Raw genomic sequence first — 23,836 nt, 5'->3', positions numbered from 1 at the left:
CTAGCGTGGTCGTGGGCGCGCGGGGTCGCGCGCGGGAGAGGTGGTGGCGGGATGGAACTGCCCGACGTACTGGGTGTGTTCGCGCATCCGGACGACGAGTCGCTGGCGGCGGGCGGGCTGCTGGCCCGGCACGCGGCGGCGGGGGCGCGGACGGCCGTGGTGACCGCGACCTGGGCGGAGGGCACCCATCGGGTGCCCGAACTGGCCCGGGCGCTGGCGGAGTTGGGGGCCGGACCGCCCCGGCTGCTGGGTTACGCGGACGCCAAGGTCCCGGAGTCGGCGCCCGGCGCGGCCCGGCTGCTGGACGCGCCGCTGGAGGAGGCGGTGCGGCGGCTGGTCGCCGAGGTGCGCGCCTTCCGGCCTGAATGGGTGGTGACGCACGACGCGTACGGCGGGATGACCGGCCACCCGGACCACCGGCAGACCCACCGGCTGACGGTGCTCGCGGTGCAGGCCGCCGCGCTGCCCGGCCTGTACCCGGAGCTGGGCGAGCCCGTCCGGGTGCGACGGCTGCTACTGGCCACCCACCCGGAGCGGGCGGCCCGCGCGCTGGCCGGGCTGCTGCTGCGCCCCGGGCGGGTGGCGTACGCCGTGCCGGACGGGGAGGCGGAGGCGTTGGACGTCTCGCCGTGGCTGGAGCGCAAGTTGGCGGCGGTGTTCGCGCACCGCTCGGAGGTGGAGCGCGGCGCGCTGCCGGGCCGGCTGGCGGCCGCGTCCTCGGCGGACCGGGCCCGGATGGCGGGGACGGAGTGGTACCAGCGCCACCCGCTGCCCGCCGGGCAGGTTGGCACACCGTCCGCCTGACGGGCCGCCGGGTGCCGACGGGCCCGCCTTCCAGGGAGTTTCCACCGGCCGGGGGCTTGACGCGGCACTGCCGGGAAGCCAAGGTGAGCGCAATCATCTGACATGTTGCGTGTGACATTGCATAGGTCGCCCGATGCCACCGCCGAGGCGGGGCCGCCCGCACGCGAGGAGGGCCCGCCGTGGATCTGGAACTGCGACACCTGCGGGTGCTCTGCGCGATCGCCGACAGCGGCAGCGTGGGGCGGGCGGCGGCGGCGATCGGCGCGTCCCAGCCCGCGACCAGCACCCAACTGCGGCGGATCGAGCGTTACTTGGGCGCGGTGGTGTTCGACCGGACGGCGGCCGGCGTGGTGCCCACCACCTTCGGGGCCGAGGTGCTGGCCGCCGCCCGCGAGGTGCTCGCCCGGGTCGACCGGCTGGGCCGGGCCGGCCTCCCGGACGGCGGGCGCCCGCACCGCGAACTGCTGCTGGCCGCCGACTGCCCCGCCCTGCTGCCCGGCACCCTGGCCAGGGCCAGGCAGCTGCGACCGGAACTGCGCTTCGCCCTGGCCGCCGCCCGTCCCGCCGAACCGCCGTCCCCCCAGCCTCCCGCCCAGCCCTCCGCCCAACTCCCCGAGCCGCCCTTCGACCTGGCGCTGCTGCTCGACCACCCCGGTTCGGGGCTGCGCGCGACCCCGGCCCTGGCGGCGCGGGTCGTCGCCACCGAGCCGGTGTTCGTCGCACTGCCCGCCGGGCACCCGTTGCGCCACCACGCCGAACCCGCCCTGGCCGACCTGGCCGGTGAGACCTGGCTGCTGCCGGCCGCCGACGGCGCGGCCTGGCCCGCACTGCTCCGGGCCGCCTGCGAGGCGGCCTCGTTCGCCCCGGCCGGGGTGCGCGAACTGCCGTGCGGGCGGCGGGAGGTGCTCGACCTGGTGGCCGCCGGGCTGGGTGCGGCGCTGGTGCCGGGGAGCGCCGCACCGGCGCCCGGCGTCGCGGTCAAGCCGCTGCTGGGGACGCCGCTGTGGCTGCGGTACGTGCTGCTGTGGCGGCGTGCCACGGTCGGTCCGGCTCTGGCCGACACGCTGTTCGGGGCGGCCGCGGCCGCGTACCGGGAGCTCGCCGCCGAGGCCCCCCACCTGCACAGCTGGGCCGGTCGCACCTTCCGCCCGCCGCGCACCTGAGCCACGCGCCCGGGCCACCCGCGCGAACCCCGCGCCCGAACCCCGCGCCCGCGCCGAGCGCCCGCACCCCGTCCCAAGGTTTTCCCGGTCGTGTTATGCCGCGTTCATGCAATGTCATATGACCTGTGACATTGTTCTGACCCGGCTTCCGGTGCCAGGATGCTCACCGCGTCACCCTCCCCCTCTGATGTGCTCAGTGAGCTCCCTCCCCCAGGAGAAGCAGTGCGTCTGCGCATACCCCTCCCCACGCTGGCGGCCGGTCTGCTGGCCGGCTGCACCGTCGCGGCCACCCTGCTGCCGGTGACACCGGCCGCGGCCGCCACCGGCGGGCAGTCCGCGAAGGCCGCCGCCGCGGCGGTCTCCGCCCCGGCCTCCGCCGCGGACGCCGCGGCCCCCGGCGGGGCCGTCCCCAAGCCGCTCGGCCCGATCGTCGACGCGGCCCCCGAGAGCCTGGCCCCGGTGGCCGCGCCGCTGCCGCCCGCCCTGCTCGGCCAGGTCCAGATGGGGCAGCCGCAGGGCACCGCCGTCCAGACCACCCCGCGCCCGGCGCAGCGGAACGCCGGGAGGACCCCGGCCGTCAAGCCGCCCGGCGCCCCCGGTGCGACCGGCAGCCGGGCCACCACCGCAACCACCGCCGCAGCCGCCGCGCCCACCGCGACCGCCGCGCCCGCGCAGAGCTGCACGTACGGCGACTTCGGCAGCCGGTCCGGTGCCGACCTGGTGAACTTCGTCAAGTCCTCGACGAGCACCTGCGTGAGCACGCTGTACAACGTGACCGGCACCGACGCGGGCGCGATCTTCAAGCAGGCGAACATGCTCACCGTCGCGAACGCCTTCAAGGGCCTGGCGACGGCCTACGACGGCACCGACGGCTCCGGCATCCTGCAACTGGTGCAGTTCCTGCGGGCCGGGTACTACGTGCAGTCCTACTACCCGGCCGCGGTCGGGGCCTACGACGCCTCGCTGACCGCCGCCACCAGGGCCGGCCTGGACGCCTTCTTCGCGGGCACCCGCTGGAAGGACGTCACCGACGCCAACGGCACGGTGCTGTACGACGTGCTGGTGCTGACCGACAGCGCCAACCTCCAGGCCACGTACCTGAACGTCTACCAGCAGGTGCTGAACGGGTACGGCAACGGCTACAACGCGACGCCGAAGATGGTCAACGCGGTCAACGCGGTGCTGTTCGCCCCGCTGTGGCGCGGCAACTGGAACGCCGACTTCGTCACCGCGATCGGCGCGGACACCGGCCTGGTCACCTCGCTCGGCAACTTCGCGCTCAACCACCGCGACCTGCTGGGCACCTCGAACGCCTTCCTGGACGTCAACGCGGGCAACGACATCGCCCGGATGGCCGGGACGTCGACCGCCGTGGAGAACGCCGCCAAGCCGCTGATCAAGCAACTGCTCGACACCACCCGGATCCTCGGCGACTCCGGCCCGCTCTACGTGCACGTGGCGTTCAACGCCAACACCTACGACAAGGGCCAGTGCTCGTACTACGGCACCTGCGACCTGCCGACCAAGCTCGCCGACGCCGTCCTGCCCAACGTCCTGGTCTGCGACAACAAGACGCTGCGCGCCCAGGCCCTGACGGCGGCCCAGCTCCAGCCGGTCTGCGACAGCCTGCGCGGCGAGGACGCCTTCTTCCACCGCCTGGTCAAGGACGACGGCCCGGTGCCGAACCAGTACGGCAAGACGCTCGTCATGCCGGTGTTCGCCGGCGCCACCGACTACCAGACCTACTCGTGGGCGATCTACGGCAACTCGACCGACAACGGCGGCCAGACCGTCATGGACGTCACCGACCCGAACAACCAGCCGGTGTGCGTGATGTACCAGAAGTCGTGGAACGACGACTTCGCGGGCAACGTGTGGAACCTCAACCACGAGTACACCCACTACCTCGACAACATCTACGACATGACCGGCGACTTCGCCACCGAGATCTCCGTCCCGGACATCTGGTGGATCGAGGGCGTCGCCGAGTACCAGTCGTACGCCTACCGGGGCGTCACCGACACCCAGGCGATGGCCGAGGCCGCCAAGCACACCTACAAGCTGTCGACGATCTTCCAGAACACGTACGACAACGCGGACTCCACCCGGGTCTACCCGTGGGGCTACCTGGCCGTCCGCTACATGTTCGAGAAGCACCCGGCGGACGTGTCCGCCATGCTCGGCCGCTTCCGCACCGGCGACTACCAGGGCGGGTACGCGGTCTACAACGGCCTCGGCACCTCCTACGACGCCGACTTCGACGCCTGGCTGACCCGGTGCGCCGACGGCGCCTGCTTCGCCACCGGCCCGACCGCGCTGTTCGACCAGTCCGTGAGCGGCGCCACCGTCACCCTGACCGACCGCTCGGTGGTCACCGGCTCCCCGGCGCAGATCACCGGTTGGCACTGGACCTTCGGCGACGGCTCCTCCTCCGACCAGCGCAACCCCTCGCACACCTACGCCAAGGCCGGCACCTACACCGTCGCCCTGACCGTCACCGACGCCAACGGCCGCACCACCGCCACCCCGGCCTCGGTCACCACCACCGTCGACGGCGGCAGCGGCCCCACCACCCTGCCGACCTGCACCGACCAGCGCACCGACGCGATGGGCCGGAACTGCCGGCGCACCGGCCGCACCCGCACCGCCGGCAGCATCGACTACCTGTACGTCTACCTCCCGGCCGGCACCAGCACCCTGAAGGTCACCGCCAACGGCGGCACCGGCACCGCCTACCTCTACTACAACGCGGACACCTGGGCCTCCCCGAGCGCCTTCACCGCCTCCTCCACCAACCAGGGCACCGCCCAGACCGTCACCGTCACCAACCCCACCGCCGGCTACCGCTACCTGAGCCTGTACGCGGTCACCGACTTCTCCGACGTCACCATCAGCACCCAGTTCTGACCCGCCGACCCCCACCCCCGGCAGCCGCGGCCCCCAACCGCGGCTGCCTCCGGCGTCCCCCCTCAGCCCAACCGCCGCGCGGCGGCCTCCCGCAGCACCTCCCACTCCGCCGGGCTGTCGCGCAACTCGGCCAGCCGAAAGGCCGGTCGACCTTCCACGGGAACGTTCCGGACGGCGTACAGCCGGGCGTCCGACTCGCAGTCCCAGAGCGACTCGCTCAGCAGCGGGGCCGCCGCTTCCGGGTCGATCGCGTGCAACGCCCGCAGGTAGGACGGGCGTTCGTAGCTGTGCGGGGTGTGGTGCCAGAACCGGCGCAGCAGCGGGGCGGCCTCGGCTGCGGCCGGGCCGAGCCGGGCCAGGCCGTCGGCGACGAGATTCGGGCCGCACCAGCCGCGCTCCTCCCACTGGCTCGCCAACTCGGCCACCAGCCGCGGGGCGTCGCCGGGGCCGCCGTGCTCGGCGAGCACCCGCACGCCCAGCCACTGCAGCCGGTCGCGGTCGTCGTCGGCCCACTCCCGAGCCGGTCCGACCGCGAGCGGCCCGAGCCGTCGCACCGCGCGGTGCACGCCACCGAGCGCCCGCACGCCGAACCCGTCCCGCCCGTCGGTGGTCAAGTCCGGTACCAGCGAGAGGAGTCGGACCGGCACGGCAGGGCGTTCGGCCAGGGTGTTCAGGGCTTCGTCGCGTTCGCGGTACGGGGTGTCCGGATCGGCCAGCGCGGCGAGCAGCCGATCGGTGCGGGGCGTGATCCGCACCCGGTGCCGGGACCGCGACGCGGGCTCCCGGACGGGCAGCAACTCCCGCCAGGTCAGCCAGGGTTCGGATCTCCAGAAATCGGGCCGCTCACCACCGAGACGGCGCACCGCGTCCGGCCCCAGGTCCTCCCACCAGTCCGCCGGCCAGCTGTCCGCCGGGACGGACAGCGTCTCCTGCCACCACTCGCCCTCCCGCACGTACCGGCGCAGTGCCTCGCGGGCCGGCACCGAACCCAGCAGGCCGAGCGGGGCCAGCGTCTCCCGGGCACGCTCGGAGCCGTCCTCGTCGGGGCCGTCGAGCTGCGCCAGCAGTGGATCGATCGGCAGACCCAACTCCCGTACCAGGAAGGCAAGGTAATCGGCCCGTTCGTCGACGCTCCGGTCCCACCGGGTGTCCCGGCGCAGGCAGTCGAGCACCGCCTCGGCCCCGGCGTCCCGGTCGGCCAGGGCGTGCGCCCAGCCCAGGCCCCGGCCGCGTTCGAGTGCGCCGAGCAGGGTGCCGGACGGGGAGTAGGACCAGGCGGTGCCTTCGGTGTCGTTCACGGGCGACGAGGGTGCCCGACACCGCAGCCGGGCGCGAACGGTTTTCCGCCACCGCCCGGGCCGAGCAGGAGGGGCCGGACGGGAGGGGCATCCCGATCGGGGCGGGTGACAGGGCGTGGCGGCTTGCGCTATACCGAGGGCGTACGGCGGGTACGGGGGCGGGCCGATCGGCGCGCGGGCCGTCGGCGGGGAGGGGTGCCATGGGATCGATCGGTGCGGTGGGTGCGGCGGCCGGGCTGGTCGTCGCGGTGCTGCTGCGGTGGCTGCCCGGCGGGGGGCGGGCGGACGGGCTGTCGGCGGTCGGTGTCGCGGGCGTGCGGGGCGGGGCGGCGGCCGCGCTGGGGGTGGCCGTGGTGGAACTGCACCTCGCGGGGACGGTCGAGGCCGCCCGGAACGGCCGGCTGCGGCGGCTGGTGCACACGGACCCGGGGCCCGGCCTGACGCCCCTGCACCGGGCGCTGTGGGCCGCGTTCGGCCGGGAGCTGTCGCTGTCCGACGCCGCCGGCACCCCGACGGCGCGGCGGGCCCGGGCGGAACTGCTCGCCGACCTGGCCGCCCGCGGCCTGCGCTGCGGCCGGGCCCGGCTGGCGGCGGCGACCGTGGCGGCGCTGGCGGCCTGCGGCACGGGCGCGGCCGTCGCGGCGCTGGGGAACCCCGGGGCGGGCCTGCCGACGGCGGTCCTCTCGGCGGCCGTCCTGGCCGCCCCGGCGCGGACCTTGGCCGGCCACCGGCTGCTGCGCGCGCTGCGCCGCCGCCACCCGCTCCCGCCCGCGGCCCCCACCGGGCCCACGGCGGAGACCGGGCTGCTCGTCGCCCTGCACGGCCGCCGGGCCCTGCGCCTGCTGCTGCCGGACTTCGCCGCCCGCACCACCCTGCTCGGCGGCCGGGCCCTCCAGGAGACCGTCGCCCGGGACAGCCGCGACCCGTACGGTCTCAGCTCCAGTTCCTCCGGCGGCGACCCCGACCACCACATGTGAGCGCAGGGTCCGTTGGCGGCGCAGGGTCCGTTGGCGGCGCCGGATCCGGGCCGGGCCGGGCCGGGCCGCCGGTGCGGCTGCTGCGGCGCAAGGAGCTGGAGGCGCCGGCCGACTCCTGCCTGTCGGGCGGCTGGCGGGCCGCCGAGGCGTACGCGGTGGCGCCCGGCGAGGACCGGGACGAGCGCTGGTCCCGGCTGGACTTCCTGACCCGGCTGGCGGCCGAACGCGACGCGTGGCTGACCGCGTGGGAGCAGTCGGGGCGGCGCCGTGCACCGCCGCGACGGTCCGGGCCCGGCTGCTGGTGCAGCGGGCCTGGGAGGCGCGCGGCGACGGCTTCGCCCCGCAGGTCGCGCCGGAGCGGCTGGCCGCGTTCCGGCAGGGCCTGTCCGAGGCGCACCGGGTGGCCCGCCGGGTGGCCGGGGCGGACCCGCGCGACCTCGGGCCCTGGGCGGTGCTGGTCACCACGGCGCGCGGACCGCGGCTGCCGCAGCAGGAGTTCCGGGAGCTGTGGGCCGAGGTGCCGGCCCGGGCGCCGCGCCACGTCGGCGGGCGCTGGCAGGCGATGCAGTACTGGTGCGCCGAGTGGCACGGCAACGACGTGCTGATGCTGCGCTTCGCGGTGCGCGCGGTGGAGGAGGCCCCCGCCGGTTCGCCGCTGCCCGGGCTGCACCTCCAGGCGCTCACCGAGCTGGAGGCCCGGCACGGCACGGGCGGGCTGCCCGCCGGCCGCCGGTACCGGGAGCTGCTGCCCCGGGCGGCGGCGGCGCTGGACGCGGTGCCGGAGTCGAACGACCGGATCCCGACGCTGCGGCACCTGTTGGCGCACTTCGCACTGCTGTCGCGGCGACCCGCGCTGGCGTTGGAACAGTTCCGGCTGATCGGCCCGTGGTGCGGCGCCCACCCGTGGTCGTCCGCGCCGAACCCGGTGCGGGCCTTCGACCGCGCCCGGGCGCTGGCCGCGACGCGGGCGCCCGCGGCCGCCGCGGACCGGAAGGCCGCCGGGAACGGGAGGAGCCCCGGGGGCGGGAGGAGCCCCGGGGGCGGGAGGAGCCCCGGGGGCGGGAGGAGCCCCGGGGGCGGGAAGGGCACCCGGGTAGGAAAGGCACCCGGGTAGGAAAGGCACCCGGCGGTGGAAGAACCGGAAGGTGAGCTGCCGGGTGACCGCGGGCGCCTGACATTCCGGTGCTTGTCCGGACGAGTCGGACGGCCTGGCGGGGGCCGCCGGAGCCGGGCGGCGGCGCGATCCCGCCCGTCCGGCACAGCGGACGGACGAGCGCCGTGACCACCCCCGGATTCGGTCGTTATCCCCGGACGTGAGTGTCGACCCCTGGGCCCCGATGGGCGTCCGCGAGGAAACGATTCAGCAAGCCCCCATCTACGCACGGCTGGTGACCATCTGGCACCAGTCCGGCCGTACCGTGCCCGGCCGCCGGGACCACGAGTGGTCCCGGCTGATCACGCCGCCCCGGTTCTCCGCCCACCCGGCACCCGCGCGGGAACGGTTCGCCCCGCACCCCCCGCCCGATCCCGGCCCCGACCCTGATCCCGGCCCCGGCCCCGCAGCCGGGAGCGGGGGCGGGACGGCCGTTGCGGCCGGGCCCGGGGTCGGATCCGGAGGCGGACCCGAGGCCGGAACCGCCGTGCCGGAACCGCCCGTTGCGCCGCCCGCCACGCCACCGGCCGCCCCGCCCGTACCGCCCCCGCCGCCCATCGCGCCACGCACCGCCGCCGTCCCCGCCCTGTCGTCCGTCGCCCCGTCCGTCGTCCGCCCGAGGGAGGCCCAGTGAGCCACCAGAACACCTCGCACGCCTGGCTACGGCGCAACGGCGAGCCGGACTGCGTGCTGATGCTGGACGTGACCGTCTCGCCGTGCCCGGGGCTGCGGGTCTCGGTGCCGGCCCGGCTGCGCTACCACCGGGCCGACCCGTACGCCGTGCACCTGGACTGCCACGTGGACCTGGAGGAGCCGATCACCTGGCTGTTCGCCCGGGACCTGCTGGTGGACGGTCTGGAGGGGTGGGCCGGGATCGGGGACGTGACGATCCGCCGGTCGGTCGCGGACGGGGAACTGCTGGCCATCGCGCTGAGCACGCCCGGCCAGACCGCGGTGCTGCACACCCCGGCCGAGCCGGTCCGCGGCTTCCTGGAGCTGACCCACCGGCTGGTGCCGGTCGGCACCGAGCACCGGCACCTGGACACCGAGGGGTTGCTGCGGCGGATGCTGGAGGAGGCCGGGGGCGCGGAGAAATTCGAGTAGGCGGGCGGCGGGAAAGCCGGGCGGATCATATTTCTGTCGTGTCATCATATCGTGCGGCCGCCCGAACTCCCCTCCACCGAGCGGGAATCACTCCTTCGCCAGCGAACCGAAACCTGCCGCGCAGTATCGGTTTCCACCCCCGGACGTTGAACGGTCGGGGCTTGGCCGAAATCGGTATTCGCCGTCGGCGCCGCCGGTTATTCTGAGGCCAACCCCTTCAGTGGTCCGCACGAGGAGTTGTCGATGCCGCACACCCGTGGTCCGAACGCCGCGCTGCGCGGCTGCATGGCGGAGGCCGGGTGGAACGGCCCGGCCCTGGCGGCCGCGTTGCAGAAGGTGGCCCGGGAGAGCGGCTTCAGCGTGGGCTACGACCGGACGACGGTGGCGCACTGGCTGTCCGGCACCCAGCCCCGGCCGCCCGGCCCGCAGTTGCTGGAGGAGGCGTTCGCCCGGCGGCTGGGCCGCCCGGTCTCGCGCGGCGAGCTCGGCCTCCAGCCGGCCGATCCCTCGCTCGCGGAGGAGTCGGAACGGGAGCCGACCGACGCCCTGACGGGGCTGCGCCGGCTGCATTCCTGGCCGAATTCCACCGAGCCGCAGGACGAAACGTTTCAGCCTCCGCTGTTCCAGATCCGGATGCTGCCCTCCCCCCGCCCGCCGATGAAACCCGGCTTCGCGACGAATCCCGGATCTGCGGTGAAACCGGAGTCGGTGGTGAAACCCGGCTCCGCGGTGAAACCCGGGTCCGGAACGCGGCCCGGGCCCGGAACGCAGCCCGGGTCCGCGGCGGAATCCGCGTCCCGGCCGCCGCTGGTGCCGACCGTCCGCCGGTCCGGGCCCGAACGGGTGGGGGCGCGGCAGGTGGAGGCGGTGCGGGAGATGACGGCGTTCGGCGCCCGGCACTACGACGGGTACGGCGGGGCGATCGCCCGCGGCCTGCTGCTCGGCTACCTGCGCGACCACGTGCTGCCCTGGGCGAAGTCCCCGTCCGGCGGCCCCCGGCACCGCGAACTGCTGGTGGCGGCGGCCCAGTTGGTCCGCCTGGTCGGGCGGACGTACACCGACGACAACCGGCACGGCGAGGCCCAGCGGCACTACCAGCTGGCGTACCAGCTCGCGGCGGAGGCGCAGGACGGCCCGGCCCAGGCGATGGCGCTGCGCGACCAGAGCACCCAGGCCGGGGCGCTGGGGCACCAGGCGTACGCGGCCCGGCTGGCGGACGCGGCGGCCGAGCACCTGCCGCCGGACGCGGCGCCGGGGGTGCGGGCGTTCGTGCTGGCCCAGCAGGCGGTGGCGGCGGCCCGGCTGCGGCAGTCCGCGCAGGCGCTGAAGCACCTGGAGGGGGCGCAGCACTGGGCGGGGCGGGCGGCGGCGGAGGGCGGCCCGCACCGGTACCCGGAACCGGCCCTGCTCTACCAGGCCGCGCAGGTGCACCGTTCGCTGCGGGCCCCCGAACTGTCGCTGTCGTACCTGCGGGCCTCGCTGCGGGCGCGGCCGCCGGGCGAGCACCGGACGATCGGGCTGTCGCTGCTGCAACTGGCGCACCTGGAGCTGGACGCGGGGAACATCCACCAGGCCCGACGGGCGTACGCGAGCTTCCGGGAGCGGCAGGACGCGCTGCACTCCCCGGCGACGGTGCTGCAACTGTCGCGGCTGGAGGGCCGGTTCGCCCGGCTGGGCGGCTGACCGACGGTCGGCCGACGGCCGACCGGGGGCGAGTCGGTCCGCGGTCGGTGGGTGATCCGTCCGCGATCCGTCCGCGGTCCGCCCGCGATCGTCGCTGCGGGGGCAGGCGGGGGTCCGGTCCGGCGGCGGGGTGAGTCGTGCGGGTCCGGTGCTTGGCGGGCAGGGGCGGCGGTGATCAATTGGCGTCATGAACGATCCCTCGTACTACTCGCTGATCCGACCCGTCCCCCCGCAGGTACCGGCCCCGGCGCCGGAGGGCCCGCCGTGCGCGGCAGCCGACGCCGCTCCGGGCGGTGACGTCCCGTTCCCGGCGGGCCCGGGCCCGGTGGTCCCGGGGCCGGACGGGCCGCCCGGCAGCAGGCGGTTCAGCTGACGGGCCCGGGCGGGAACGGGGCCGGCCCCGGGGCCGGGTGGGGTACCCGGGCCGGGGCCGGCGGTGGTTCTCCCCGGGGCGGGGAGGGCGTTCCCGTGGAGCGCCCGGGACGCGTGCTCAGCGCTCCCGTCCGTCCGTCCCGTCCGTCCCGCCCGTCCCGTTCATCCGATCCGTCCCGTCCGGCGGGCCGGTTCAGCAGACGCGCTCCCGCTCCCGCTCCCGTCCGCGTTCGCGCTCGCCGAGGCCGGGGGCGGAGACCCGGAGCCGGCCGGTGGAGGGCACGGGGACGCGGCCGACGGGCGCGACGGGGGCGGCGGGGCGGACCCGGTAGCGGTTGAGGTGGTGGCGTTCGGCCTCGCGCAGCGGGCGGCTGCGCCGGGTCGCGGCGTCGGTCGGCACGGTGACCGTCCTGGCCTGGAACACCATCTGCCCGCGCCGGCGGGCCTCACAGGTGGTGCTGATCGAGGACCGGCCGAGGCGTTCCACCCAGATCTGCACGGGCAGCGGGGTGGGGCAGTGGTAGAGCGGGGAGCGGTAGTCGATCTCGTGACGGGCGATCATGAACCCGTCCTCGAACAGGTCCTGCCCCTCGGTGTCGTCGTACAGCAGGCAGTAGACGGCCTCCTGCACGTACTGGAGCACCTTGAGGTTGTTGACGTGCCCGAAGGCGTCCATGTCGCCCCATCGGGTGCGGCACATGTAGGTGTACAACGGTCAGCCGTCCGTTCGGTGTTCGGCGCGGAAGCCGAGGCTGCGGCGCAGGTATCCGTAGGCGTACGGGGAGCGGTGCAGCGCGGTGTCGTGGCCCTGCTCGTAGACCTCGGCGGCGGTGTCGAGGACGGCTTGGCCGAGCGCCCGCTCGGTGCGGCGGCAGAGCTTCTCCAGTTCGGCCAGCCGCTCGGCGGCGGGGAGCCCGGCGAGGGCTGCGCACTCCTTCTCCACGTGGTCGACCCCGTCACGGTGTTCAGACATCGATTCCTCGTTTCCGGTCGGGCTTGGTTCGCGATTGACGGTTCACAGGAGGATTCATCCGTTGAGGGAGAAGGAGCGGCGGCTTCGTTGACGCCCAATGTCCTTCCGCTGGTCAAACTCGATCAGGAACCAACCGGAAATGGTGAATCACCCGGTCTTTCGTTGAAGTTCCCGGCAAAGCCGTCAACTTTCAACACACGCCGCCGAAAGCCCCGGACGCGCCCCGGACACACCCCGGGCGCCGGGTACGGCCGGAGCGGCGGATCTCTTCCGGGGGCGGCATTCGTGCGAACGTCCGCTCTTCGCCGGGGTGTTCAGCCGAGCAGGGTGAGGGCGAGCACCGAGTGGGGCAGGGCGGCGATGACCAGGCCGTCGGGGGTGACGGTGAGGGTGCGGACGGCCGCGCCGAGGCGGAGGTCGGCGCCGCGGTGGCGTTCGCCCCAGCGGCGCAGCCGGAGCAGGCCGTCGGACCAGGCGGCGGCGAGCAGCAGTCCGGCGGGGGTGCTGCCGAGGGCGACGGCGGTGACCGGGTGGGGGCGCTGGTCGACGGGGGCGGGCAGCGGGGGGCGGCCGGGCATCCAGGTCCACACCCGGCCGTCCTCGCCGCCGCTGGCGACCAGGGCGCCGCCGTCGGCGGGGGACACGTCCAGGGCGGTGACCGGGCCCTCGTGCAGGGGGTGTTCGGGCCGGTGGGTGGTGCCGGTGGAGACCTCGTGGCAGGTGGTCAGGCCGTCGGGGCGGCCGAACACCACGGCGTCCTCGTGGGCGGCGACGGCGGTGCACGGGTCCGGGGCGGCCGGGCCGCCGTCGGGGAGGCCCGGCGCGCCGCGCACGGTGAGCGGGCGCAGCGTGCCGGAGGCGTCGAGCAGCAGGGCGCCGCCGAACGGGGTGCCGGTGAGGGCGCGCGGGTGGGGTTCGGCGAGCGGTTCGGGGGCGTCGAGGAGGCGGCCGGTGGCGGGGTCGGCGAGGTGCAGGCCGGTGCCGTCGAGGAGCAGCAGGCGGCCGGCCGACGGGCCGAGGCCGAGGGTGGCGGCGCACGGGCCGGTGGCGGGGAGGTGCTGCCAGACGGCGCGCCAGCGGGTGTCGGTCCGCCGGGCGAGTTCGGCGCAGTGCGCGGCGGCCTCGTCGTGGCGGCCGGTGAGGTGGGCGTGCAGGACGGCGGCCCGGTCGGCGGGGCGGGCGGTGGCGGCCCGGTCGGGGGCGGCGCGGCGCCAGGCCTCGGCGAGCGGGGTGGGCGGCGCGCCGGTGTCCTCGGCGAGCTGGAACGCGGCGGTGACGGTGGCGGGTTCGGCGTGCAGCAGCAGGTCGATCTCGCCGAGCATCGGGGTGCCGGGGTCACCGGCGGAGGCGTGCCGGACCAGCAGGGCGAGCCGTTCGGGGTCGCTGGCGGCGAGGTCGGGGCCGCCGTCGGGGCGGGCGGGTATGCCGGCGGCCACCTCCCACATCACGGCGGCGTGGTCGACGGGCGGGCTGCCGGCGGTGACCAGGTCGGCGAGCTGCTGGGGGCGCAGCCGCCAGCGGTCGGCCATCGGGGGCGGGGGCAGCAGGTCGGCGGCGGCGGCGACCGTGCGGGCGTCGGCGCCGGGGAGGGTGGCCCAGAGCGCGGTGCTGAGCGGGCCCTCGGCACCGGCCAGGGCGGCGAGGGCGGCGCGTTCGGCGGCGGGGACGGCCGTCCACCAGGTCTCGGCGAGCGCGGCGGCGCGGGCGGCGGGCGGCAGGGCCGGGTCGGGGGCGGCGCCGGGGGTGCGGGCGGCGAGCTGGGCGAGGCCGGGGCTGGGGTGGGTGGCGGCCGGGTCGACGGGGTGGCCGGGCAGCCCGGCGCACCAGTCGGCGTACTTGGCGGGGTCGGTCCACTGCGGCTGGTCGAGGTCGAGGACGGCGCCGGTGGGGGCGGCGGCGCCGAGCGCGTCGGCGGCGGGGCCGGGGGCGGCTTCGACGACCAGCAGCAGCCAGGGCACCGACAGCAGCGGGACGAGGAGCTCGCGGGCGACGCGTTCGGGCAGGTCGGGCAGCCGGGGGCCGCCGGCCCGGTCGAGGTCGGTGACCACGATGGTGCGGGGGGTGCCGTCCTGGAGCGCTTCGAGCAGGTCGGCGGGTTCGCCCGCGGTGAGGCCGAGCAGGTCGGCGAGCCGGGCGGTGGCCGAACGGACCGTCAGCCCCTCGGCGTCCAGCAGGGCGTGGACGCGGCGGCCCGGGCGCGGGTGGTCGGGCGGGCAGGCGGCGGCGAGCCAGGTCAGCAGGTGGGTGCGGCCGCTGCCGGAGGAGCCGGTGATCCGGCACAGCCGGGGGGCGCGGCCGTCCTCCAGCCAGGAGAGCAGGGCGCGCCCGGCGGGGCGGCGACCGGCGCCGAGCGGGGCAGCGCCGGGGCGGGACCGTCGGCGGACGCGTCGGCGGGCACGGGCCGGGGCAGCGGGCGGCCGTGGCGCGGGTTGGGGCGGTAACCGCCGGTGCCGCCGGTGCCGCCGGTGCCGCCGGTGCCGCCGGGCGGGACGCTGCCGCGCACGGCGTGCACCGGGATCCGTCCGGCCGGGTCGAGGCCGTCGTCCAGCAGGTACTGCCAGGCGGCCGACGCCCGGGCCTCCCCCGTCCGGTCCGCCGCCCGGTTCTCCGGCCGCTTCTCCGGCCGCTTCTCGGGCCGGTCCTGGAGTCGCGCGCCGCCGCGGTTGTCGCTGTCCACTTGTGCCTGTCCTTCGTGTCCGTCCCCGTCGGCCGCCCCCCGCGGCGGGCGCACGGGCGGACCCCGGGGCGGGCCCCGGGCTCGTCGTGGCACCGTCACTTCCGGCCGCGCACAGCCTACTTGAGGTGCGCGGACAACCGTTCGGGTACGTGTGGGCCGGTCCGGACGGGAGCATGATCCGGATCACACCGGGTGCGGTCCGGCACCGTTCGGGCGGATCGTCCGGTTCCCTGGTGCGGACGCGGACGGCTGACGAGGGGTGCACGATGGACGGGGAGAGCGCGGGCACGGCGGCGGGCGCCGGGGCGGAGGTCGGCGGGGCGGAGGTCGGCGGGGGGACGGCGGGGGAACGGGCCACCCGGGCGTACGCGGAGCACCGGGAGCTGCTGTTCGCGCTGGTCTACGACCTGCTCGGCAGCGTCGCCGACACCGAGGACGTGCTGCAGGACACCTGGCTGGCCTGGGCCGCGCGGACCGCCGACCCGGCGGCCGGGGAGATCGAGCACCCGAAGGCGTACCTGGTGCGGATCGCGGTGAACCGGGCGCTGGCCCAGCGGGCGGCGGCGGCCCGGCGGCGCGAGACGTACGTCGGGCCGTGGCTGCCGGAGCCGCTGGTGGGCCCGGCGGCCGGGGCGGACGACACGGCGGGGGACGCGGCGCTGGCCGCCGAGCGGGCCGAGGCGGTGTCGCTGGCGCTGCTGGTGGTGCTGGAGACGCTGTCGCCGCTGGAGCGCTCGGCGTTCGTGCTGCACGAGGTGTTCGGGTACAGCGGGGCGGAGATCGCCACGATCCTCGGCCGCAACCCGGCGGCGGTGCGGCAGTTGGTGAAGCGGGCCCGCGAACACGTACGGGCCCGGCGGCCGCGCTACGAACCGGAGCCGGGCGTGCGGCGGCAGGTGACGGAACGCTTCCTCGCCGCCGCCCTGGGCGGCGACCTGGCGGCCCTGCTGGAACTGCTCGCCCCGGACGTGACCCTGGTCGGCGACGGCGGCGGCAAGGCCCCCGGCGGACGACGGCCGCTCACCGGCCGCGCCAAGGTGGCCCGCCTGCTGGTGGCCCTGGCCCCGAAGACCGGCCGCGGCCTGGAGACCTCCTGGCGCACCGTCAACGGCGCACCCGCCGTGGCCTTCTCCGCCTTCGGCCGCCCGTTCGCGGTACTGGTCCTGGACCTGGCCCCGGAGGGCGACCTGATCACCGGCATCCACGCGGTCTCCAACCCCGACAAGCTGGGCACCCTGACCTGAACGGCGGCCAGAAGGCGGGCGCCGGGCCGGAGGCGGGAAGCGGGCGGGGGCGGGAGCCGGGCCGAGAGCAGGCACCGGACCGAAAGCAGGCACCGGACCGAGAGCAGGCCCGGGCCGAAAGCAGGCACCGGACCGAAAGCAGGCACCGGACCGAAAGCAGGCACCGGACCGAAGGCGGAGAGCGGTGGCCGCGCCGGAAGCCGGACGTCCGACCGAGGGCAGGTGCCCGGGGCCGGACGTCCGACCGAGGGCGGGTGCCCGGGGCCGAACCTCCGGCTCCGGTTCAAGCCTCGTCCCCGCTTCCGATTCCGGTTCCGATTCCGGTTCGGGCTCCGGCCCCGCAGGCGGGCGCCGGGTCACCGGCCGGGAGGAGCCGTCACCACTCGTGGGCCTCGGTGGGCACTCCGCCGATCTCCAGCCACAACTGCTCCCGGCCCAGGCCCTTCCGGTGTCCGTACCGGTCGGCGCGGGCCAGGATCGCCAGGACGGACATCGCGAGGTCCGTGCCGTGCGGTCCGCGCATCCGTACGGAGACCCGGACCGCGCCACCGGCGGTCCAGACCGTCGAGGGGCGGTCGCCGAGCAGGGCCTGCAGTTCGCCGGCCAGGACGCCCGCCCGCTCCCGGGCCGCCCGCAACTCCGCCTCCGTGCGCGGGTCGGCCGGCGTCGCCGGTTCCTCGGCCCGCGCCTCCGGCTCCCCGCCGGGCCCTGCACTTGCTGCACGCACTCCGCTGCTCCCCACCGCCCGGCATCACACGACAGGCCCACAGTAAGGCCGCCGGTGCGCCCCGGGCGCCGGGTGCGTCAAGTTCGCCCTGCTGCGGGCCGAACTCGCCGTTCCCGTCGGCGGGGTGGCCGCCCAGCCCGCGACGGCCGCCGGGCGGCCCGGCCACCCAGTGTGCAGGGCCGTGGTGGTGCGGGTGCAGGCGGCCCAGGCGACGGTGCGACGGTGCGACGGCGGGCTCGGCGGCCGCCCCGCCCGGCCCGCCCCGCCCGGCCGTCGGCCTGACCCCCGACCCGGCCGGCCCGCCCCGGTCGACCGTCGGCCCGGCCCCCGCTCCGGGTCAGCGGTACTGCGGGACGGGGCACGCCGGGGAGTCCAACCACGGCACCGCGCCGCCCGGTCCGGCCGTGAGCCCGAACCTGGTCGGCTCCGGCCGGCCCCGGTCCCGCCACCAGGCGAGGGCGCGTTCCACCGACTCCCACAGCCGCCGCGGCCCGGCCTGGTACACGGTGGCCTCCGGCGTCCCCTCGTCGCGCCACACCACCGCCGCCCAGGACCGGTCGGACAGCCCGTAGCACCACACCACCACGGTGCCGTCCTCCTGCCGGTGCACCAGGTGCGTCACGTCCGGCACCGCCAGCCCGACGACGAACCGCTGCCCGGCCCAGCGGTCGCCGAGGGCGTCCGCGCCGAGCGCCGTCCGGTGCCGGGTGTCGGCGGAGCCGGGGAACTCCGGTACGTACGCGGCGTGTTCGGGGAACACGAGGCGCTGGTTCCGCGCCTTCATGAACTCCACCAGCCCGGTGAACCGCCCGTGGGCCGTGCCGTCGGGCCGCACCTCCAGCCTGACCACGGCGTCCAGCGGGCTGAAGTCCGTCCCCCAGGGCGCGAGGACCACACCGCCCGGCCGGGACTGCGCGAGCCACGCCGGTGCGATCTCCCGGACGCCGTACGTCACGACGACCCGGTCGAACGGTTTGCCGCCCGGTCGGCCGAGTTGACCGTCCCCCACCACCAACTCGACTTCCAGACCGGCGCGTTGCAGGTGGGCGACCGCCACCGCCGACACGCTCCGGTCCCATTCGACGCTGACCACCCGCCCCGGCCCGAGCCGGTGGGCCAGCAGCCCGGCGTTCCAGCCGCAGCCCGTTCCGACGTCGAGCACCCGCAGGCCCGGCCGCACGTCGAGGTCGCGGAGCATCGACGCGACCACGCTCGGCATGCTGAGACTGCTGGTCGGCACCGCCCCCGGCCCGGGCCCGTCGTGCGCCCCGTCGTCCCACTGCGTCACCAACGGGACGTCGGCCTCCGTCGCGGCCCGCCAGGCCCCCGGGTCGGCCTCCCGGTCCACCAGCACGCTGCCCCCGGTGGCCATGTCGTGCGACCAGACCCGCGGCGGCGTGAACAGCGCACGCGGCACGGCGTCGAACGTCCGGGCCCAGTCCGGGGAGAGCCGCCCGGCCGGGAGCAGGCCCCGCCCCGGCCCGAAGCCGGGACGGCCCGCCCCCTCCCCACGGAGGACGCCGGTCACTTGCGGCGCCCCCCGTTCCCGGGCGGCGCGCTGCCGTCCGGCGACGGCGGGGCCGGAGGCGGCGGCGGCTGGATCGGCGCGGGGCTTCCCCCGTGTCCACCATCGGCGTCGAGCATCAAAACAACCTCCCTGCATCGGCGGAACCGGCGACCGGACGGGCCGCCGGATTTCACGGTAGGGCCGACCGGAAAGGCGCTCTAGCCGGTTTCCCGTTCCCGCAAGAACTCGTCCCGAATGCCCTCGACCAGAACGCGCATGTCCTCCCCGGCCAGAGCGGCGGACGAGAACTTCTCGAACTTCCGCACGTAGAGATCGACGTCCCGGGGATCGGTCACCACCAGTTCCGCGTGGACGGTTTCCACGGTCACCAGCCTGTCGTCCCGAACGACGAACGAGTGGCCGGGCACGTCCTCGCGGAAACCCACGAGCGGCATCACCCGCACGTCGACGGCGGGGAGCCGGGAAACGGAAACGATCCGGTCCAATTGCTCGACCATCGCCGGGGCCGACACCAGCCCCCACCGGAGAACGGATTCGAGGATCACGAACTGCAGCGTCTTGGCCGGGTCGTGGAGGATGCCCTGCCGGTCGAGGCGGCCGCTGACGGCACGGGACAACTGCTCCTCGCCGAGGTCCTTTCTGGCGAACACCGCCCGTGCGAACTCGGGGGTCTGCAGGAGTCCGGGAACCAGGGACGTCTGGAAGATCCGCAGCAGCGTCGTGCTGCTGTCCATCGCCTTGATCTGCCGCTGCTTGCGGTGGTACCCCAGCCTCCGGTACAGCCGCCACGCCGTCGCCTCGGTCGCCTCCGCGCGGGCGGCGGCCATGTACTCGGCCTTCACCGCCTCCGACACCCCGATCGCGGTGAGGATGCGGTCCACGTCGGCGACGGACACCGCCGCCCGCCCGTTCTCGATCTTGCTCAGCTTGCTGGTGGACATGACGGCGCCGCGGGCCACCGTCTTGGCCTCCTTGCCGGAAGCCTCCCGCAGTGTCCGCAACGCCGGGCCCAACTCCGACCTGTTCACTCGCCGAACTCGGCCCACCAATCGGTGAACGGCACGGCGTGCGCGAGCGCCGCGTCCCGGTAGGTCTCGAACTCCGCGATGCGGTCTCCCCCGGGGAAGTCGGCGCCCAGGTACCCGCCGGCGCCGTCGTAGCTCATGACCGCGACGTCCTCGCCGTCGAAGAGCCAGAAGTCGGGGACGCCCTGGAGCGGGTTCTCCCGTCCGGTGGTGTCGAGGATGAAGAACTCCTCCCCGGCCGCCATGTTGCGGCGGTATCCCCACGACAGTTCGAAACGCAGGTAGTCGGTCAGCGGCCGCGACAGCACGTGCACCCGGTACATCCTCCTGCCGGAGCGCACGGCGTCTCCGACCGTGGTGACCCAGGAGGAGTTCCTGAACTCCTCGGGCTGCTCCTCGCCCGCCAGGAACGCGTGGTAAGCCTCCACTCCCCCGGACCGGCTGTAGTCGCCCAGGGTCTCCAGCCGGAACGCCTCACGCCTGAACTCGGAGAACATGTCGCCGAGGTTCTTAGACGAGCCCATCGCGGACCGCCTTCCGGATCAGTTCCACAGGAATCTCCACCATGGTTTCATGCTCGGGAATCTCGCGGCCGTGGTCGGTGATCCACTCACCCTGCACGACCAGCGTGCCCCTGTCGGTGCGGTAGAGCGTAGGACAGTCGCCCTCGTCGCATGAGCTCAACAACGCTTCCAGCTTCACAGTCGCCCCCTCGTTGCCGGATGCCGCAGCCGGACCGGAAAGGCGCTCTAGCCGGTTTCCCGTTCCCGCAAGAACTCGTCCCGAATGCCCTCGACCAGGTCTCTCATCGCGTCACCGACCTGAGCCACCTGTTCGAATGCCTCGAACTTTCGAACGTACTGTTCGACGTCCCGGGGCTCCCTGGTCGTCACCTCGGCGTGGGGGATCTCAACGACCGCCATCCTCGCGTCGAAGAGGACGAATGAACACGTCGGCGGCTCCGGCATCCGAACGCCCAGCGGCACCACCCCGATGGCGACGTTCGGCAGCCTCGACACCGTCACCAACCGGTCGAGTTGCACCGCCATCATCACGGGCCGGACCAGCCTCCACCGGAGGACCGATTCGGTGATCAGGAAACGGAAACTCCGGCGGGTCTCGTAGAGGGCCTCCTGTCGGCGCAGCCGCGCACCAAGCATCTTCTCCAGGGATTCATCGGAGAGTTCGGAATTCCGCAGGATCGCCCGGACGTACTCCGGGGACTGGAGGAGCCCCGGTACGCACGAGGCCTGGAAGACCCGGACGGACTCCGCCTGGGACTCCACCGCCCGGATCTCCTCCTGGTGCCGGTGCAACCCCGTCCGCCGGTAGAGGCGCCACGCCGTCGCCTCCGTGGCCACGACGCGGGCTGCTTCCACCAACTGCGCCGAGACCTCCGGTGGAACTTCGAGCGCGGCCAGGATGCGCTCCACGTCCGTGACGCTCGGAGCCGCCTTGCCATTCATGATCTTGCTCAGCTTGCTCGGAGACATGAGAGCGCTGCGGGCCACCGCTTTGGCCTCCTTCCCGCTGGCCTCCCGGAGTTCCCGCAGCGCTCTCCCCAGATCGACGCCGTTCACTCGCTGCCGTACCGCTCCCACCACTCGGCGAACGGCACGGCGTGCGCGAGCGCCGTGTCCCGGTACTCCAGGTACTCGGCCGCGCTCGGCTGCATGTCCGCCCCGACAAACGATCCACCCGGCCCGTACTCCATGGTGACCACCGTGGTCTCGTCGAAGGCCCAGAAGTCGGGAACGCCCTCCACAGGGTTCGGCTCGTCAGTGGTGTCGAGGATGAAGAACTCCTCGCCGGAACGGGCGTTCTTCGTGTACCCCCAGCCGAGTTCGAACCGGAGGTACGAGGTCAACGGCCGCGAGAGGACGTGCACCCGGTACATGCGCTTGCCCGCCTGCACGTTGGCCCGGACCTCGTCGGCCCACTCCTGGTTGTAATCCTCCGGCTGCGGCTCGCCGGCAAGGAACGCCCGGATGCTCTCGGCCTTCGACGAGCCGGTGTAGTCGTCCAACGTCTCCAAACGAAAAGCTTCCCGCTGGAAGTCGGTGAACAGGTTTCCGAATTCCTCACCCGAGATGCGCATCTACAAGCCTCCGAATCAGCGATGCGGGAATACGTACGACGGCTTCACCCGCCGGGGGCCTGATGGCTTCCAGCGCCTCCTGGTCGTCCACGACGTACCCCTGCACGATCAAGTCCCCCGTCCCGTCCACGCCGTAGACCGTGGGGCAAGTGCCTTTCTCGCACTCGCCCACGAGCCTGGTCAGCTGCATCGCCGCTCCCCTCCCTGCTCGACTGTGCCTCGTTCGATACTGCTGAAGCCGCAACACCAGGGTCAAGGGATCACAGTTGCGGGAACGGGAAACCGACTTGGCCCCGGAGGCGCACGCCCCCGGCGTTGGGGTGGTGCGGGGGGATTGCGGCTATCCAACAGGTCGTCAGTTTTTTCAGCAGCGGGGCTGGGGAACCCACTTCGGCAGTTACGATCGGCGGCAGTTCAGATCAGCGCCTTCGCCTGTTTGAGTGGGGGAACTACCGTGCGAATCAACAAGCTTGATCCTGCATCAAGTCCGCTCGCGACCTTCGGCTGGCAGCTGCGCGAGCTGCGCAACCGGGCGCGCCTCAGCCAGGACGAGCTGGGGTACATGGTCAACTACACCGGTGCGTACATCTCGATGATCGAGAACGGGAAGCGGGTGCCGCCCTCCTCGTTCGTCCGGGCGGCGGACAAGGCGCTGGACGCCGTCGGGACGCTGGAGAGCACCTGGTACCTGCTGGGGCACACCTCGCTGGTCGAGGGCTTCCCGGAGTACATCGTGCTGGAGGCGAAGGCCCGGCTGATCCGGCTGTTCAAGGCGGGTCTGGTCCCGGGCTTGGTGCAGACCGAGGAGTACGCCTCGGCGGTGGAGGCGGGCTACGTGGCGCGCGGCAGCATCACGGCCGAGCAGGCCGAGGAGCGGGTGCGGGTCGTGATGGTCCGGCAGGCTCCGCTCGAACAGCCGGACGGGCCGCGGCTGCACGTCGTGCTGGACGAGAGCTGCCTGCGCACCGTGATCGGCGACCCGCAGGTGATGGCCCGGCAGCTCGACCACCTGCTCGCGCTCGCGGAACACCCGAAGGTGGTGCTCCAGGTGATGCCGTTCGAGCGGGGAGCACTCCGGCCCTTCACCCACTTCATGGGCCTGCTCGCCATGCCGGATCGCGAGCTGCTGGGGTACACCGAGACACCTCAACGCGGTTATCTGACAAGGGATCCTGACACCGTGACGACGTGGAACACGGATTACGATCTCTTCCAGGTGGAAGCCCTGTCCCAGGCGGACTCGGTGGCCACGATCCGCAAGCTCCGGAGAGGATTCCAGCATGGTGACCAGCCCCAGCGCCGCGGCACTGCGCGCCGCCGCGTGGCACAAGTCCAGCTACAGCGGGGGCGGCGGGGAGTGCGTTGAGCTGACCCGCGACTTCGAGGCCGCCCACGGCCTGGTCTTCGTCCGCGACAGCAAGAACCCCGAGGGACCGGCCCTCGGCCTCACTCCCACCGCGTGGCGGAACTTCGCGACGGCCGCCGCGCGCGGCGCCTTCGGCGAGGTCTGACCTCCGGTACGACGGAGCCCCGGACGGGGGTCGGGCGACCGGAAGGCCGTTCCCGACTCCCGCCCGGGGCTCCGGTGTTCGGCGGGCGGGTCTGTCGGCGGGTGGGGCTAGCGTGCCCGGCATGGGTTACCAGACCGTCTTCACCGGCGAGATCGCCGTCGAACCGCCGCTCAACGCGCACGAGATCGCCTACCTGCGGAAGTTCGCGGGCACCCGGCGGATGGACCGCGACCGCGGCCCGTACTTCGTCGACGGCACCGGCTACGCGGGGCAGGGCGTCGACCCGGACGTCCGCCACCACAACAGGCCCCCGGCGGGTCAGCCCGGTCTGTGGTGCAAGTGGGAGCCGACCGGGGACGGGGCCGCGATCGGCTGGAACGGGGGCGAGAAGTTCTACGGCGCGGCCGAGTGGATGGCCTACCTGGTGGAGCACTTCCTGCGGCCCGGGGCCCGGGCCGCGGGCGAGCCGGGGTTCGGGGGGTTCACCTTCGACCACGTGCTGGACGGCGTGATCGACGCCCGGGGCGAGGAGGCGGACGACGTCTGGCGGCTGGTGGTGCGCGCCAACGAGGTGTCCGTGGCGCGGGGGTGA

The 23,836-nt window shown here is 74.7% G+C and carries 23 protein-coding genes; 11 read left to right on the top strand and 12 right to left on the bottom strand.

Going from position 1 to position 23,836, the window contains the following annotated elements; genetic code table 11:
• Positions 1–51: 51 nt before the first annotated feature.
• The 3 genes from HUT16_RS28530 to HUT16_RS28520 all read left to right on the top strand — a co-directional run bounded on the left by HUT16_RS28530 (position 52) and on the right by HUT16_RS28520 (position 4,874).
• A complete protein-coding gene (locus HUT16_RS28530; RefSeq protein ID WP_176190915.1) occupies positions 52–804 on the top strand; it encodes a PIG-L deacetylase family protein in 753 nt (250 codons plus the stop codon).
• Positions 805–983: 179 nt separating this feature from the next.
• Positions 984–1,967 carry a LysR family transcriptional regulator gene (locus tag HUT16_RS28525; protein ID WP_176190914.1) on the top strand — a complete coding sequence of 328 codons (984 nt, stop codon included), beginning with the start codon at positions 984–986 and terminating at the stop codon, positions 1,965–1,967.
• A gap of 222 nt (positions 1,968–2,189) precedes the next feature.
• Complete coding sequence (locus tag HUT16_RS28520; RefSeq protein ID WP_176190913.1) at positions 2,190–4,874, top strand: collagenase; 2,685 nt, start codon at positions 2,190–2,192, stop codon at positions 4,872–4,874.
• Positions 4,875–4,936: 62 nt separating this feature from the next.
• Here HUT16_RS28520 and HUT16_RS28515 read toward each other — a convergent pair whose 3' ends face one another.
• Positions 4,937–6,172, bottom strand: a complete 1,236-nt coding sequence (locus HUT16_RS28515) for a hypothetical protein (RefSeq protein ID WP_176190912.1) — start codon at positions 6,170–6,172, stop codon at positions 4,937–4,939.
• A gap of 200 nt (positions 6,173–6,372) precedes the next feature.
• Between HUT16_RS28515 and HUT16_RS28510 the strand changes: the two genes are divergently transcribed.
• From HUT16_RS28510 to HUT16_RS28495, 4 genes are all read left to right on the top strand, one after another.
• Positions 6,373–7,149 carry a hypothetical protein gene (locus tag HUT16_RS28510; RefSeq protein ID WP_176190911.1) on the top strand — a complete coding sequence of 259 codons (777 nt, stop codon included), beginning with the start codon at positions 6,373–6,375 and terminating at the stop codon, positions 7,147–7,149.
• A gap of 244 nt (positions 7,150–7,393) precedes the next feature.
• Positions 7,394–8,263: a hypothetical protein gene (locus HUT16_RS28505; RefSeq protein WP_176190910.1), complete on the top strand. Its 870-nt coding sequence runs from the start codon at positions 7,394–7,396 to the stop codon at positions 8,261–8,263.
• Between the two features lie 669 nt (positions 8,264–8,932).
• Positions 8,933–9,406: an SsgA family sporulation/cell division regulator gene (locus HUT16_RS28500; protein ID WP_254898029.1), complete on the top strand. Its 474-nt coding sequence runs from the start codon at positions 8,933–8,935 to the stop codon at positions 9,404–9,406.
• A gap of 243 nt (positions 9,407–9,649) precedes the next feature.
• Entirely contained in the window at positions 9,650–11,089 is a 1,440-nt protein-coding gene (locus tag HUT16_RS28495) for a hypothetical protein (RefSeq protein WP_176190909.1), read from the top strand.
• A gap of 565 nt (positions 11,090–11,654) precedes the next feature.
• Here the strand turns inward: HUT16_RS28495 and HUT16_RS28490 are convergent.
• The 4 genes from HUT16_RS28490 to HUT16_RS28475 all read right to left on the bottom strand — a co-directional run bounded on the left by HUT16_RS28490 (position 11,655) and on the right by HUT16_RS28475 (position 15,111).
• A complete protein-coding gene (locus HUT16_RS28490) occupies positions 11,655–12,161 on the bottom strand; it encodes a thioesterase family protein (protein WP_217712103.1) in 507 nt (168 codons plus the stop codon).
• A gap of 15 nt (positions 12,162–12,176) precedes the next feature.
• A complete protein-coding gene (locus HUT16_RS28485; protein ID WP_176190907.1) occupies positions 12,177–12,434 on the bottom strand; it encodes a hypothetical protein in 258 nt (85 codons plus the stop codon).
• Positions 12,435–12,748: 314 nt separating this feature from the next.
• Entirely contained in the window at positions 12,749–14,482 is a 1,734-nt protein-coding gene (locus tag HUT16_RS39390; RefSeq protein WP_176190906.1) for a hypothetical protein, read from the bottom strand.
• 185 nt (positions 14,483–14,667) lie between these two features.
• On the bottom strand, positions 14,668–15,111 hold the full coding sequence (locus tag HUT16_RS28475; protein WP_176190905.1) for a hypothetical protein: 444 nt from the start codon (positions 15,109–15,111) through the stop codon (positions 14,668–14,670).
• A 266-nt stretch (positions 15,112–15,377) separates the two neighbouring features.
• Here HUT16_RS28475 and sigJ point away from each other — a divergent pair, with 266 nt between their 5' ends.
• Positions 15,378–16,355, top strand: coding sequence for an RNA polymerase sigma factor SigJ (gene sigJ, locus HUT16_RS28470; RefSeq protein ID WP_176190904.1), 978 nt, complete (start codon positions 15,378–15,380; stop codon positions 16,353–16,355).
• 376 nt (positions 16,356–16,731) lie between these two features.
• On the opposite strand, the gene HUT16_RS28465 is transcribed toward sigJ, so the two are convergent.
• The 7 genes from HUT16_RS28465 to HUT16_RS28435 all read right to left on the bottom strand — a co-directional run bounded on the left by HUT16_RS28465 (position 16,732) and on the right by HUT16_RS28435 (position 21,733).
• Complete coding sequence (locus HUT16_RS28465) at positions 16,732–17,082, bottom strand: hypothetical protein (protein WP_254898028.1); 351 nt, start codon at positions 17,080–17,082, stop codon at positions 16,732–16,734.
• 337 nt (positions 17,083–17,419) lie between these two features.
• The gene (locus HUT16_RS28460) at positions 17,420–18,610 is read right to left on the bottom strand and encodes a methyltransferase domain-containing protein (protein ID WP_176190903.1); all 1,191 of its coding nucleotides are present in this window, start codon (positions 18,608–18,610) and stop codon (positions 17,420–17,422) included.
• A 197-nt stretch (positions 18,611–18,807) separates the two neighbouring features.
• Positions 18,808–19,638: a helix-turn-helix transcriptional regulator gene (locus tag HUT16_RS28455; protein WP_176190902.1), complete on the bottom strand. Its 831-nt coding sequence runs from the start codon at positions 19,636–19,638 to the stop codon at positions 18,808–18,810.
• Entirely contained in the window at positions 19,635–20,159 is a 525-nt protein-coding gene (locus HUT16_RS28450) for a DUF6879 family protein (protein WP_176190901.1), read from the bottom strand. The genes HUT16_RS28455 and HUT16_RS28450 overlap by 4 nt, the downstream gene beginning before the upstream one ends.
• Positions 20,146–20,337 (bottom strand): hypothetical protein, encoded by a 192-nt coding sequence (locus HUT16_RS28445; RefSeq protein WP_176190900.1) that lies wholly within the window; start codon positions 20,335–20,337, stop codon positions 20,146–20,148. Before HUT16_RS28445 ends, HUT16_RS28450 begins: the two co-directional genes overlap by 14 nt.
• Before the next feature lie 47 nt (positions 20,338–20,384).
• The gene (locus HUT16_RS28440; protein ID WP_217712102.1) at positions 20,385–21,215 is read right to left on the bottom strand and encodes a helix-turn-helix transcriptional regulator; all 831 of its coding nucleotides are present in this window, start codon (positions 21,213–21,215) and stop codon (positions 20,385–20,387) included.
• A complete protein-coding gene (locus HUT16_RS28435; RefSeq protein ID WP_176190898.1) occupies positions 21,212–21,733 on the bottom strand; it encodes a DUF6879 family protein in 522 nt (173 codons plus the stop codon). Before HUT16_RS28435 ends, HUT16_RS28440 begins: the two co-directional genes overlap by 4 nt.
• Positions 21,734–22,187: 454 nt before the next feature.
• Between HUT16_RS28435 and HUT16_RS28430 the strand changes: the two genes are divergently transcribed.
• From HUT16_RS28430 to HUT16_RS28420, 3 genes are all read left to right on the top strand, one after another.
• Complete coding sequence (locus HUT16_RS28430; RefSeq protein WP_176190897.1) at positions 22,188–23,099, top strand: helix-turn-helix transcriptional regulator; 912 nt, start codon at positions 22,188–22,190, stop codon at positions 23,097–23,099.
• Positions 23,014–23,244, top strand: coding sequence for a DUF397 domain-containing protein (locus tag HUT16_RS28425; RefSeq protein ID WP_176190896.1), 231 nt, complete (start codon positions 23,014–23,016; stop codon positions 23,242–23,244). The genes HUT16_RS28430 and HUT16_RS28425 overlap by 86 nt, the downstream gene beginning before the upstream one ends.
• A gap of 121 nt (positions 23,245–23,365) precedes the next feature.
• A complete protein-coding gene (locus tag HUT16_RS28420) occupies positions 23,366–23,836 on the top strand; it encodes a hypothetical protein (protein ID WP_176190895.1) in 471 nt (156 codons plus the stop codon).

Origin of the sequence: Kitasatospora sp. NA04385 (assembly GCF_013364235.1) — a bacterium.
Classification (GTDB): domain Bacteria; phylum Actinomycetota; class Actinomycetes; order Streptomycetales; family Streptomycetaceae; genus Kitasatospora.
The sequence above is the reverse complement of the archived record's forward strand: the minus strand, read 5'-3'. Positions and strand labels throughout refer to the sequence as shown.

Excerpts from the sequence above, each read along its gene's own strand:
- HUT16_RS28530 (WP_176190915.1), top strand. The coding sequence starts at position 52 with ATGGAACTGCCCGACGTACTGGGTGTGTTCGCGCATCCGGACGACGAG.
- HUT16_RS28510 (WP_176190911.1), top strand. The coding sequence starts at position 6,373 with ATGGGATCGATCGGTGCGGTGGGTGCGGCGGCCGGGCTGGTCGTCGCG.
- HUT16_RS28495 (WP_176190909.1), top strand. The coding sequence starts at position 9,650 with ATGCCGCACACCCGTGGTCCGAACGCCGCGCTGCGCGGCTGCATGGCG.
- HUT16_RS28490 (WP_217712103.1), bottom strand. The coding sequence starts at position 12,161 with ATGTGCCGCACCCGATGGGGCGACATGGACGCCTTCGGGCACGTCAAC.
- HUT16_RS28485 (WP_176190907.1), bottom strand. The coding sequence starts at position 12,434 with ATGTCTGAACACCGTGACGGGGTCGACCACGTGGAGAAGGAGTGCGCA.
- sigJ (WP_176190904.1), top strand. The coding sequence starts at position 15,378 with ATGGACGGGGAGAGCGCGGGCACGGCGGCGGGCGCCGGGGCGGAGGTC.
- HUT16_RS28450 (WP_176190901.1), bottom strand. The coding sequence starts at position 20,159 with ATGGGCTCGTCTAAGAACCTCGGCGACATGTTCTCCGAGTTCAGGCGT.
- HUT16_RS28435 (WP_176190898.1), bottom strand. The coding sequence starts at position 21,733 with ATGCGCATCTCGGGTGAGGAATTCGGAAACCTGTTCACCGACTTCCAG.
- HUT16_RS28425 (WP_176190896.1), top strand. The coding sequence starts at position 23,014 with ATGGTGACCAGCCCCAGCGCCGCGGCACTGCGCGCCGCCGCGTGGCAC.
- HUT16_RS28420 (WP_176190895.1), top strand. The coding sequence starts at position 23,366 with ATGGGTTACCAGACCGTCTTCACCGGCGAGATCGCCGTCGAACCGCCG.